The organism is Pseudomonas sp. CCI1.1, from assembly GCF_034348165.1.
GTDB lineage: Bacteria > Pseudomonadota > Gammaproteobacteria > Pseudomonadales > Pseudomonadaceae > Aquipseudomonas > Aquipseudomonas paracarnis.
The window spans coordinates 3,790,431-3,802,613 of record NZ_CP133780.1 but is presented as its reverse complement, the minus strand read 5'-3'; the positions used below and the strand labels follow the sequence as shown (position 1 = coordinate 3,802,613).

General features: G+C 61.5%; 11 protein-coding genes. 5 read left to right on the top strand and 6 right to left on the bottom strand.

Features of this window, described 5'->3' with window-relative positions:
* Window positions 1-9 precede the first annotated feature (9 nt).
* The 4 genes from eutC to RHM69_RS17110 form a co-directional block, all read right to left on the bottom strand.
* A complete protein-coding gene (gene eutC / locus RHM69_RS17125) occupies window positions 10-846 on the bottom strand; it encodes an ethanolamine ammonia-lyase subunit EutC (protein WP_019818775.1) in 837 nt (278 codons plus the stop codon).
* Window positions 843-2,237 carry an ethanolamine ammonia-lyase subunit EutB gene (locus tag RHM69_RS17120; RefSeq protein WP_014720103.1) on the bottom strand — a complete coding sequence of 465 codons (1,395 nt, stop codon included), beginning with the start codon at window positions 2,235-2,237 and terminating at the stop codon, window positions 843-845. The genes eutC and RHM69_RS17120 overlap by 4 nt, the downstream gene beginning before the upstream one ends.
* Before the next feature lie 63 nt (window positions 2,238-2,300).
* Window positions 2,301-3,734 carry an ethanolamine permease gene (gene eat, locus RHM69_RS17115; protein WP_003194515.1) on the bottom strand — a complete coding sequence of 478 codons (1,434 nt, stop codon included), beginning with the start codon at window positions 3,732-3,734 and terminating at the stop codon, window positions 2,301-2,303.
* Between the two features lie 216 nt (window positions 3,735-3,950).
* A complete protein-coding gene (locus tag RHM69_RS17110) occupies window positions 3,951-5,471 on the bottom strand; it encodes an aldehyde dehydrogenase family protein (protein ID WP_005791797.1) in 1,521 nt (506 codons plus the stop codon).
* A gap of 272 nt (window positions 5,472-5,743) precedes the next feature.
* On the opposite strand from RHM69_RS17110, the gene RHM69_RS17105 reads away from it, so the two are divergent.
* Window positions 5,744-7,654: a sigma-54-dependent Fis family transcriptional regulator gene (locus tag RHM69_RS17105; RefSeq protein ID WP_200599744.1), complete on the top strand. Its 1,911-nt coding sequence runs from the start codon at window positions 5,744-5,746 to the stop codon at window positions 7,652-7,654.
* Between the two features lie 345 nt (window positions 7,655-7,999).
* Here the strand turns inward: RHM69_RS17105 and RHM69_RS17100 are convergent, their stop codons facing one another.
* Window positions 8,000-8,284, bottom strand: coding sequence for a hypothetical protein (locus RHM69_RS17100; protein ID WP_177480889.1), 285 nt, complete (start codon window positions 8,282-8,284; stop codon window positions 8,000-8,002).
* Between RHM69_RS17100 and RHM69_RS17095 the strand changes: the two genes are divergently transcribed.
* The 4 genes from RHM69_RS17095 to RHM69_RS17080 all read left to right on the top strand — a co-directional run bounded on the left by RHM69_RS17095 (window position 8,271) and on the right by RHM69_RS17080 (window position 11,391).
* A complete protein-coding gene (locus RHM69_RS17095; RefSeq protein ID WP_234451985.1) occupies window positions 8,271-9,029 on the top strand; it encodes a hypothetical protein in 759 nt (252 codons plus the stop codon). The genes RHM69_RS17100 and RHM69_RS17095 overlap by 14 nt on opposite strands.
* A 109-nt stretch (window positions 9,030-9,138) precedes the next feature.
* Window positions 9,139-10,488, top strand: coding sequence for a UDP-N-acetylmuramate:L-alanyl-gamma-D-glutamyl-meso-diaminopimelate ligase (gene mpl / locus RHM69_RS17090; protein WP_020301976.1), 1,350 nt, complete (start codon window positions 9,139-9,141; stop codon window positions 10,486-10,488).
* Window positions 10,485-11,114, top strand: coding sequence for a flavin prenyltransferase UbiX (gene ubiX / locus RHM69_RS17085; RefSeq protein ID WP_003194503.1), 630 nt, complete (start codon window positions 10,485-10,487; stop codon window positions 11,112-11,114). The genes mpl and ubiX overlap by 4 nt, the downstream gene beginning before the upstream one ends.
* Window positions 11,107-11,391 carry a YceK/YidQ family lipoprotein gene (locus tag RHM69_RS17080; protein ID WP_122301361.1) on the top strand — a complete coding sequence of 95 codons (285 nt, stop codon included), beginning with the start codon at window positions 11,107-11,109 and terminating at the stop codon, window positions 11,389-11,391. The genes ubiX and RHM69_RS17080 overlap by 8 nt, the downstream gene beginning before the upstream one ends.
* Window positions 11,392-11,534: 143 nt before the next feature.
* On the opposite strand, the gene RHM69_RS17075 is transcribed toward RHM69_RS17080, so the two are convergent.
* The gene (locus RHM69_RS17075) at window positions 11,535-12,176 is read right to left on the bottom strand and encodes an oxidoreductase (RefSeq protein WP_014720096.1); all 642 of its coding nucleotides are present in this window, start codon (window positions 12,174-12,176) and stop codon (window positions 11,535-11,537) included.
* Window positions 12,177-12,183 lie beyond the last annotated feature (7 nt).

The window sequence follows — 12,183 nt, the reverse complement described above, 5'->3', positions numbered from 1 at the left end:
ATCTTGCCGCTATCGGTCATCGGGCGGGCTGAGCAGGAAATTGCCCTTCATCAGGTCCGGGTCGTCCGATTCGAGGGTCTGAACCTGTGCCTCATCCTTGAGATTAACCCCCGACAACTGCCGGCGACACGCCTCGCGCATCAAGTACAGCAGGCGATGGGCCGCCATGCCATAACTCAGGCCTTCCAGCCGCACGTTGGAGATGCAGTTGCGATAGGCATCGGTGAGGCCGACCTTGGGGTTGTAGGTGAAATACAGGCCCAGGCTGTCCGGCGAGCTGAGCCCCGGTCGTTCGCCGATCAGGATCACCACCATCTTGGCGCCCAGTAGCTGCCCGATTTCATCGGCTACCGCCACGCGGCCTTGCTCTACCAGGATCACCGGTGACAAGGACCAGCCTTCGGCGTGGGTCTGTTCTTCCAGGCGCGCCAGAAACGGCGCTGTGTGTTTATGCACCGCCAATGCCGACAGGCCATCGGCTACTACGATGGCCAAGTCCACCCCGCCGGGCTGGGCCGAAGCGTAGTCGCGCAATGTTTGCGCCGACTCATCGCTCAAGCGTCGCCCCAGGTCCGGGCGTTGCAGGTACATGTGCCGGTCTGTGGCGGCGCTGTGCAGCAACAGGCTGTCTCGGCCACGTTCGGCCAATTGGCGGCTGAGGCCGGTGTGATCGAACGGCAAATGCACCGCGTCCCGCGCCTGGGCGTGGGCAAACTGGAAGTCCAGTTGGGCGCTGGTGGGAAGGCTGGTGCCGGTGCGGCCCAGGGCAATACGCGCCGGGGTGAGGCGGCGCAGTTCCAGCCACGGGTTGTCAGGCAATTCTGGTTGCACAGTCGGCTCCTTCATCCCAATTGCGCCAAGGCGTGACGAAAGGCCGGTGGCAAGCTATTGCCAAAATGCACCTTGCCATCAGCCTGCGTGAAGATGCCCATTTTCGCCAGCCACTGCTCGAACTCCGGCGCCGGTTTTAAACCCAATGTTTGCCGGGCGTACAGGGCGTCGTGAAACGAGGTGGTCTGGTAGTTGAGCATGATGTCGTCGGAGCCGGGGATGCCCATGATGAAGTTGATGCCGGCCACGCCGAGCAGGGTCAGCAGGGTGTCCATGTCGTCCTGGTCGGCTTCGGCGTGGTTGGTGTAGCAGATGTCGCAACCCATGGGCACGCCGAGCAGTTTGCCGCAGAAGTGGTCTTCAAGGCCGGCGCGGATAATCTGCTTGCCGTTGTAGAGGTACTCCGGGCCGATAAAGCCGACCACGGTGTTCACCAGAAACGGCTTGAAGTGCCGGGCCACGGCGTAGGCACGGGTTTCACAGGTTTGCTGATCGACGCCAAAGTGCGCATTGGCCGACAAAGCGCTGCCCTGGCCGGTTTCGAAGTACATCAGATTCTGGCCCAGGGTGCCGCGCTTGAGGCTCAAGCCCGCGTCATAACCTTCCTGCAGCACGTTCAGGTTGATCCCGAAACTGGCATTGGCCGCTTCGGTACCGGCAATCGACTGAAACACCAGGTCCAGCGGTACGCCGCGGTTGATCGCTTCGATGGAGGTGGTGACGTGGGTCAGCACGCAGGCCTGGGTGGGGATGTCGTAGCGCTGGATGATCGCGTCCAGCATCTCGAGCATGGCGCAGATCGAGGCGATGCTGTCGGTGGCCGGGTTAATGCCGATCATGGCGTCGCCGTTGCCGTACAGCAGGCCGTCGAGGATGCTCGCCGCGATGCCGGCCGGTTCATCGGTGGGGTGGTTGGGCTGCAAGCGCGTGGACAAGCGCCCGCGCAGGCCCAGGGTGCCGCGAAACTGGGTGACCACGCGGATCTTCTGCGCCACCAGCACCAGGTCTTGCACGCGCATGATCTTGGACACGGCCGCGGCCATTTCCGGTGTCAGCCCTGGCGCCAATGCGCGTAGGGCCTGTTCATCGGCCGCATCGCTGAGCAGCCAGTCGCGCAGGCCGCCGACAGTGAGGTGGCTGACCGCTGCAAACGCCTGTTTATCGTGGGTGTCGATGATCAGCCGGGTGACTTCATCGCTTTCATAAGGAATCAATGCTTCCTGCAGGAAGTGCTTGAGCGGGATATTTGCCAGCGCCATCTGCGCCGCCACACGTTCGCCGTCATTCTGCGCGGCGACACCGGCGAGGAAGTCCCCGGAGCGTGCCGGGCTGGCCTTGGCCATCACGTCCTTGAGGCTGTCGAAGCGGTAGGTTTGAGCACCCACCGCGTGGGAAAAGCTTGCCATACAGTGTCTCCTTGATGACGCGCGCCTGCTGTGGGCAAGGCGCCGCGTCGAGGTTTTCGGCAGTTAGTGCAGGGCGGCCTCTGCGGCCTGGATCGCCGCGAATTCCTCTTCCGGCGTGCCTGCTACCAAGTGATGCCGGCTGTAGAAAGCAAAGTAAGCAATTAATACTCCATAGATGATCGCCGCGCCAATCACCACGCGCGGGTCCACCAGAAAGCCCGCCACCACGGCCACGCAAGCCAGCACCAGTGCCACGCCTGAGGTGAAGATGCCACCGGGTGTGCGGTATGGCCGCTCCATTTTAGGGCGACGGATGCGCAGGGTGATGTGGGCGGCCATCATCAACACGTAGGAAATCGTGGCGCCAAACACCGCCACCAGGATCAGCAAGTCACCCTGGCCGGTCAGCGACAGGCCAAAGCCGATAATCCCGGGGATTACCAGTGCCAATACTGGCGCCTTGCTCTTGTTGGTCTCGGACAATTTGCGCGGCAGGTAACCGGCACGGGACAAGGCAAAGATCTGCCGCGAATAGGCGTAGATGATCGAGAAAAAGCTCGCGATCAAACCGGCCAGGCCGACCAGGTTGACGAAGCTGCCCATCCAGGTGGAACCGCCGTAGGACAACGCCAAGGCTTCAACCAGCGGGTTGCCGGATTTGATCAGCGCATAAGTGCCCGCACCGCCCGGCGCGATCACCAGGATCAACAGGGCAAAACTGGTCAGCACCACAATCGCGCCGATCAGCCCGCGCGGCAGGTCGCGCTTGGGGTTCTTGGTTTCTTCAGCGGCCAGCGGCACGCCTTCCACCGCCAGGAAAAACCAGATGGCATAAGGGATCGCGGCCCACACGCCGACGTAGCCGAACGGCAGGAAGCTGCTGGCGCCCTTGGCCTCGGTCACGGGTATATCCAGCAGGTTGGCGACGTTGAAGTGCGGCACCATCGACACCAGGAACACGCCCAGGGCAATCGCGGCGACGGCGGTGATCACGAACATCAGCTTCAAGGCTTCGCCCACACCAAAGATGTGGATGCCGATAAAGATGATGTAGAACGCCAGGTAGATCATCCAGCCGCCAATACCGAACAACGACTCGCAATAGGCGCCGATAAACACCGCGATGGCGGCGGGCGCGATGGCGTATTCGATAAGGATGGCAGTACCGGTGAGGAACCCGCCCCAAGGGCCAAAAGCGCTGCGGGCAAAACCGTAGCCACCGCCAGCAGTGGGGATCATGGACGACAACTCGGCCAGGGAAAAGCACATGCACAGGTACATGGTGGCCATCAGCAAGGTGGCGAGGAACATGCCACCCCAGCCGCCCTGGGCCAGGCCGAAGTTCCAGCCGGCGTAATCGCCGGAAATAACATAAGCGACGCCAAGGCCAACCAGTAGTACCCAGCCGGCGGCGCCTTTTTTCAGTTCGCGTTGTTGAAAATAATCGGTGCCGACTTTTTCGAAGTCGACAGAAGAACCAGTGGGTTCGCTAGGCATGGGAAGTACCTTCCATTCTTATTGTTTTTGACTCGGCGTCTGTGTGCCGAACGAGGTAGCAATTGCGTGTGATATCAAATGTGGGAGCTGGCTTGCCTGCGATAGCGGCCTGTCTGCTACCCCTTATTTGGCTGATACATCGTTATCGCAGGCAAGCCAGCTCCCACACTTGATTGCATTTCAAGTTGGGAACTGGTTGCTTGCTATAAGGCTGAGTTAGAAAAAGCCCAACGGATTAATGTCGTAGCTCACCAGCAAGTTCTTGGTCTGCTGGTAGTGATCCAACATCATCTTGTGGGTTTCACGGCCCACGCCAGACTTCTTGTAACCGCCAAACGCGGCATGCGCCGGGTACAGGTGGTAGCAGTTGGTCCACACGCGGCCAGCCTTGATCGCCCGGCCCATGCGGTAGGCGCGGTTGATATCGCGGGTCCACAGGCCAGCGCCCAGGCCGAACTCGGTGTCGTTGGCAATCGCCAGGGCTTCGGCTTCATCCTTGAAAGTGGTGATGCTCACCACCGGGCCGAAGATTTCTTCCTGGAATACGCGCATGTCGTTGGTGCCCTTGAGCAGGGTAGGCTGGATGTAATAACCGGTGGCCAGGTCGCCGGTGAGCTTCTCCACCTTGCCGCCCGTGAGCAATTGCGCGCCTTCGCCCTTGGCGATTTCCAGGTAAGACAGGATCTTGTCGAACTGCTGCTCGGACGCCTGGGCGCCGACCATGGTGTCGGTATCCAGCGGGTCGCCACGCTTGATCGACTCGACCTTTTTCATCACCACTTTCATGAAGTCGTCGTAGATCGACTCTTCCACCAGAGCACGGGAAGGGCAGGTGCACACTTCGCCCTGGTTGAAGAACGCCAGCACCAGGCCTTCGGCGGCTTTTTCGATAAATGCAGGTTCCGCTTTCATGATGTCGGCGAAGAAGATGTTCGGCGACTTGCCGCCCAACTCCACCGTAGACGGAATGATGTTCTCGGCCGCCGCATGCATGATGTGCGAGCCCACAGGCGTTGAGCCGGTGAAGGCGATCTTGGCGATGCGCTTGCTGGTGGCAAGGGCTTCGCCGGCTTCCTTGCCGAAACCGTGCACCACGTTCAGCACGCCCGGTGGCAGCAGGTCGCCGATCAGCTCCATCAGCACGCTGATGCCCAGCGGCGTTTGCTCGGCGGGCTTGAGCACCACGCAGTTACCGGCGGCCAGGGCTGGGGCGAGTTTCCAGGCGGCCATCAGCAGCGGGAAGTTCCACGGGATGATCTGGCCGACCACGCCCAGCGGCTCGTGGAAGTGGTAGGCGGCGGTGAGTTCATTGATTTCGGCGCTGCTGCCTTCCTGGGCGCGGATGCAGCCGGCGAAGTAGCGGAAGTGGTCGGCAGCCAGGGGGATGTCGGCGTTAAGGGTTTCACGCACGGCCTTGCCGTTGTCCCAGGTTTCGGTGATGGCCAGCAGTTCGAGGTTTTGCTCGATGCGGTCGGCGATTTTCAGCAGCACCAGCGAACGGTCCTGGGCCGAGGTTTTGCCCCAGGCGTCCGCAGCGGCGTGGGCGGCGTCCAGCGCCTTGTCGATGTCTTTGGCGGTGGAACGCGGGAAGTCGGCTATCGGCTTGCCGTTGACCGGCGAGGTGTTGGAGAAATAGTTGCCATCGACTGGCGCCACGAATTCGCCGCCGATGTAGTTGCCGTATTTGGCCTTGAACGAAACGATGGCGCCTTCAGTACCGGGGTGTGCATAACGCATGGTGAGCATCTCCTGCTTTTATGTTTATTGGAGTACAGCGCGGCAAGCGCGTTATAAAGCGTAGAGCAAAGGTTGGGCCACTGCTGTGCGGGCCAGCAAAATCAATGGGTTGGGCTTTGTCGCAAGGCGGTGCCGTGACAGGTGTGGTACAGGCGTGGTGACAGTTTGTGCCATAAGCGGTACAGCCTGTGACCGGTGGGTCGGGCCGGGATTGCAAAGGCCCAATGGCTGGGGGATGCTGGGCGTTCTCACGCAGGGAGAATAATAAGAACATGCATAACGATCATTTCAGCCGCCATGCCCAGCAAGTCCTGACCGTCACCCGTGGCCAAGAGCTTTCCCAGGGGCCGGGCAGCGACCCGTCCATCGCCCGCTCCTGGCTGCGCTGCGTGGAGGACTACCACCTCGACCCGGCGCTGACCATCGCGCCTACCGTGCTTGAACACGGGCGCCTGCTGGAAAGTCGCGAACGCCTGCGCCAGGTGCTGCACATCGCCGGCAGCGAGATGAATAGCCTGCACCAGCAACTTTCCGGCGCCGGCCATGCGGTGCTGCTCACCGATGCGCGCGGGGTGATCCTCAACTGTGTCACCGCGCCGTCGGAGCGCAAGATTTTCGAGCGCGCCGGCTTATGGCTGGGCGCTGACTGGAGCGAAGCCTGCGAAGGCACTAACGGCATCGGCACCTGCCTGGTAGAGCGGCAGTCGTTGACGATCCACCGTGACGAGCATTTTCGCGGCCGTCATACCGGGCTGACCTGTTCGGCCAGCCCGGTGTTCGATCCTCATGGTGAATTGCTGGCGGTGCTGGATGTGTCCTCGGCCCGCGAAGCCGTGTCGCGCCAAAGCCAGTTCCACACCATGGCGCTGGTGAACCTGTCGGCCAAGATGATCGAAAGTTGCTACTTCCTGCGCCACTTCGAACACCACTGGCTGTTGCGTTTTCACCTGCAGGCCGAGTCGGTCGGGTTATTCAGCGAAGGCTTGCTGGCGTTTGATGGCGAAGGGCACATTTGTGCGGTCAACCAGAGCGCCCTGAACCTGTTGGGGCAGTTGCGCGGCGGCTTGGTGGGCCAGCCGGTGGAAGCGTTTTTCGACTGCTCCCTGGATCAGTTGCTGGGGCGGGCCAGCGCAAATGCCACGGCCAGTTGGCCGCTGCGCACCCGCGATGGTCGGCCTTTATTCGCAGCGCTGCGAGGCCAGCCGCGCAGTGCGCCGGCCCCTATCATCAAGCCACAGGCGTCACGCCCATTGGGTATCTGCCTGGGCGACCCGGCGTTGCAAAATGAGCTGCGCAAGGCCTCGCGAGTGTTCGAGCGCGATGTGCCCTTGCTGATCAACGGCGAAACCGGCTGCGGTAAAGAAGCCTTCGCCAAGGCCGTGCATCAGGGCAGCCAGCGGGGCGACAAGGCCTTTATCGCGCTGAACTGTGCGGCGATTCCAGAAAACCTGATCGAGAGCGAACTGTTTGGCTATCGCGCCGGCAGTTTCACCGGCGCCCTTAAAGAAGGCATGCGCGGCAAGCTGCAACAGGCCGATGGTGGCACGCTGTTTCTCGACGAAATCGGCGACATGCCCCTGGCGTTACAAACCCGCCTGTTAAGGGTGCTGGAGGATCGCCTGGTGGTGCCTATCGGCGGCGAACCCCAAGCCGTGAACGTGCGCATCATCAGCGCCACGCACCGCAATTTGCTGGAACGGGTGGCCGATGGCAGCTTTCGTGAAGACCTGTATTACCGCTTGAACGGCTTGGAAGTCGCCCTCCCGCCGTTGCGCGAGCGCAGTGACAAGTCGCAACTGTTGGATTTCCTCTTGGCGCAGGAAGCAGGCACCGAGCAGGTGATGCTCGACGAGTCGACGCGCCAGGCCTTGTTGGCATTCCACTGGCCCGGCAACCTGCGGCAGATGCGTACTGTGTTGCGCACGGTGGTGGCACTCTGTGAGGGCGGGCGAGTCGGTCTTGAAGACTTGCCGGCGCTGATTCGCCAGGCGCGGCCGCAAGGGGCAAGGGCGGATGCGCCGTACTCTTTGCCACTGGAGAGCGCCGAGCGCCAGGCATTACTCGATGCGTTGGCGCAGCAGCGCTGGCATATGAGCCATGTGGCGGAACAGTTGGGCGTCAGTCGCAATACGCTGTATCGCAAGTTACGCAAACATGGTATTTCACGGGGCGCCATGCATTAGGGCGCGCGACAGTTGTCGGAATAACTCCGTTATTGCGAACGACTCGTTTTTGTCCCACGTCATTTAAGGTTTTTTATCGCTCTACCCGTTCACGTCGTCCCGGAACGTGGCACGTTGTTTTAAGCACTGATGGAATAAGGGCAGAGCATTAATTGCCCTTAAACACCGCTGTTTGAAACTTCTAGGGTGACAACACATGAATATTACAAGTCCAATAACGACTCCTGTGCCACAACTCCCTGTTCAACTTGATGTTACGCCCACCTCCCCACCGCAACACTCGATAACGGGCTGGGGCGAACCGATGGACCCCCCTCAGCCTGACCATGACACGCCGCCTTCTGCTCAGGAGGCCGACCAAGCGCCGAAGGTACGCAACAAGCGTGGAATCTCCTTCTTCGGACGGCGGTTCCCATTTGGAGGCGCAACCCGGCCCACGGCGCCCGTATCTCCCACGCCATCGATCAAGGTGCCGTCGCCTGCGTCCGTGTCCCCCGGTCCATCGACCAGGGTGCCGCCCGCCCCGGTCAATCCCACTGCCACCAGGCTGCAGAACGCACTGGGTGGAAATAACCCTGGTACCAGCTCGACCGCAGCCAGTTCAAGCCAGTCGGCCTTGGATAAACTCAAGGGCGTAGTGACCAGGGGGCCTCAAACGCCCACCAGTGGCGGGGTTGTCTCCGTAAAGCCGGTGGAACCGCCCAAGATCAGTGTGGCCGATGTCACCCAGCGGCTTTTGGATGCCGACAGGCTGGTCAAGGCAGGGGTTATTTCCACCTCACCTTCAACCGGCAAGACGATCAAGGACGCGTTCATCAACGCGGGCGTCAATGGCATCGTCAGCGCGCCGATCAATGTGGGCGCATACGCCGGGTCCGTGGCCGCGGGAGAGGCGATCAAGGGCCAGTATGTACCGTCGCCATTGCCGCCGCCGCATTTGCCTGGTACTGCAAAGCCCGATCCCGCGTCTACACCGCAAGTAGCCGCGCCAACCACATCGGATACGCCAACGCCTTCGGCCACGCGCCATCTGGACCGGGTAGAAAAAGTGGTGCTGGAATTTGCCAATGTCATCATCACGCTGGCGTCGGGAAATACTGAAGACCGGCTTGCCATGGGCGACGCCTGGCCCAAGGAGCGGGGGGCACGCTTGGATAACCTTGAGCAGTTACTGAGCATTTCGGAAACCCATATGAAGCAAGTGGCCGAGGATAACGGCATTATTTTCAAACCTCACCTCGAACCAGAAACCGGCCCAGGCACGGGGGGCCGCTTAGGCGTGATAGAGCGCCGTTATCGCGCCTTGGAAAAGGCGGCTGACCGGATCATTACCCTGAAAGACGCGGAAGCCAAAAAAACCGAGGCCTCCGTTTAAGGCAGCCTTTTTGCCCGCCGGATCCTACCGGCGGGCGTTTCGCGCTCAGCTAAAGCGTGCGAACTTTCCCACCCTACGCTAACCTGCCTCGATGTTTACGAGGTCGACTATGCACATTCATATTCTGGGTATCTGCGGTACGTTCATGGGTTCGATGGCGGTTCTGGCCAAGGAGCTGGGCCATCATGTAACTGGCTCCGATGCCAATGTTTATCCCCCCATGAGCACGCAGCTACAGGCGCAAGGGATTGAGCTGACCCAAGGTTACGACCCCGCGCAATTCGACCCGGTGCCGGACCTGGTCGTGATCGGCAACGCCATGTCGCGCGGCAATCCGGCGGTGGAATACGTACTGAACAAAGGCTTGCCTTACGTCTCCGGCCCCCAGTGGCTGGCCGACCATGTGCTGCAAGGCCGTTGGGTCCTGGCAGTGGCAGGCACTCATGGCAAGACCACCACCAGCAGCATGCTCGCCTGGGTGCTGGAGCATGCGGGCATGAGCCCGGGGTTCCTGATTGGCGGCGTGCCGCAGAACTTCTCGGTATCAGCGCGCCTGGGTGAGACACCGTTTTTTGTGATCGAGGCCGACGAGTACGACAGCGCCTTTTTCGACAAGCGCTCCAAGTTCGTCCATTACCGCCCGCGCACAGCGATCCTGAATAACCTTGAGTTCGATCACGCGGATATCTTCCCCGATCTGCCGGCGATTGAGCGGCAGTTCCACCACTTGGTGCGCACCATTCCCAGCGAAGGCCTGGTCATTCATCCCACCACCGAGCCTGCGTTGCAGCGTGTGATCGACATGGGCTGCTGGACCCCGGTGCAAACCACCGGCGCGGGCGGGCAGTGGCAGGCGAGGTTGCTCAGCGAAGACGGTTCGCGGTTTGAAGTGCTGTTCGAAGGCCAACCCCAAGGCATCGTCGATTGGGGCATGACCGGCCAACACAACGTGGCCAACGCTTTGGTGAGCCTGGCTGCCGCTCGGCATGTTGGCGTGGTACCAGCCATGGGCATTGCCGCCTTGAGCGCGTTCAAGAGTGTGAAGCGGCGCATGGAGAAAGTCGCTGAAGTAAATGGAATTACCATCTACGACGACTTTGCCCACCACCCGACCGCAATTGCCACCACCCTGGATGGTCTGCGCAAGCGCGTCGGCGATGCGCAGATCATTGCCATCGTCGAGCCGCGTTCCAACTCCATGAAGCTGGGCGCGCACCGTGATGGCCTGCCCGAGAGCGTCAACGATGCCGACCAGGTGGTGTGGTATGCACCGGCCAACCTTGGCTGGGATTTACCCGCGATTGCTGCGCTGTGCACCGTACCCTCGACAGTCTGCGATTCGCTCGAAGGCATCATTGAGCATGTGAAGTCCTTGGCCCAGGCCGGCACCCACGTGGTGGTCATGAGCAACGGCGGCTTCGGCGGCCTGCACGGCAAGCTGGCCGAGGCACTGAAATGAGCGGGCCGGAACGCATTACCCTGGCGATGACCGGCGCATCCGGTGCGCCCTATGGCCTGCGCCTGCTCGATTGCCTGGTACGTGAAGACCGTGAGGTGCATTTTCTGATCTCCAAGGCGGCGCAGTTGGTGCTGGCGACCGAGACCGATGTCGCGCTGCCGTCCAAGGTGCAGACGATGCAGGCGTTCCTTACCGAGTACACCGGTGCGGCGGCGGGGCAGATCAAGGTCTATGGCAAAGAGGACTGGATGTCGCCGGTGGCTTCAGGCTCCGGTGCGCCAGCGGCGATGGTGGTGGTGCCTTGTTCCACCGGCACCTTGTCGGCGATTGCCACGGGCGCCTGCAACAACCTGATCGAACGGGCGGCGGACGTGACCTTAAAGGAGCGCCGCCAATTGATCCTGGTGCCGCGCGAAGCGCCGTATTCGAGCATTCACTTGGAGCACATGCTCAAGTTGTCGAACATGGGCGTGACCATTCTGCCCGCGTCGCCAGGCTTCTATCACCAGCCACAGACCATCGATGACCTGGTGGACTTTGTGGTGGCGCGCATTCTCAACCTGTTGAACATTCCCCAGGACATGCTGCCACGTTGGGGTGAGCACCACCTGGGCGGCGATGAATAAAGCACTGCTGCTCTTGATGGCGCTGCAACTCACCGGCTGTGCCACCGCGCGCACGCTGGATGCCGCGCAACCGGGCGCCCCGGTGGTGTATGCCGGCACGCGCCTGGATCTGTACGCGATCAATGGCGGCTGCTGCGCCAAGGACCGCTTTGGTGCCGAGGCCCCGAGCTCTCCCCATCTCGACCTGCCGGCCAGTGCGTTGCTCGATACCTTGTTGTTGCCACTGTCGGTGCTGACGGTGCTGGGGGTTGGCTTCAACGCCACGGGCGGGCTGTAAGATAATGGCTACCTGGGTGGATCGTTCCCACGCTCCGCGTGGGAATGCAGTCGGGGACGCTCCGCGTCCCAAGCATGACGCAGAGCGTCATAACCGGCGTTCCCACGCAGAGCGTGGGAACGATCAGTACCAGCCCTGCATCATCACTTGCCGAGTTTGCGCAACTCGTCCGACTCCACCACCCGCACGCCATCCTGTTCTTCCAGCGCCAGGCGCCACATGGCGCGGGCCAGTTCGCAGACTTCAATACCGTGGTACTTGCCCGGGATAAGCCGTGACAGCGGGCCGGCCAACTGTTCGGCCAGGCGCGGTTCCAGTCGCTCACCCAGCAGGAGCGAGGGACGTACGATGGTCAACTGCGGCCAGTCTTGCGCTCGGAGCGCCAGTTCCATTTCCCCTTTGACCCGGTTGTAGAACACCGAGGATTTCGGGTCGGCGCCAATCGCACTGATCACGATCAGATGCCGCGCGCCCAGTTCCCGTGCGCGTTTGGCGAAGGCCACTACCATGTCCAGGTCGACCGCACGGAACGCCGCTTCCGAGCCGGCCTTTTTAATCGTGGTGCCCAGGCAGCAGAAGGCAATATCCACGCGGCCGCTCAGTTGCGGCAGGAACACCGCCGGGTCGCCTACCGGGTTTTCCAGGCGTGGATGTTCAGCCAATGGTTTGCGGCTGGGTGCCAGCACGCGGGTCACGGTAGGTTCGTTGAGCAGGCGGTCGAGCAGGTGTTCGCCAGTGAGGCCGGAGGCCCCGGCCAGCAAGATATGCTGCGGTGTCAGGTACATGGTGTTT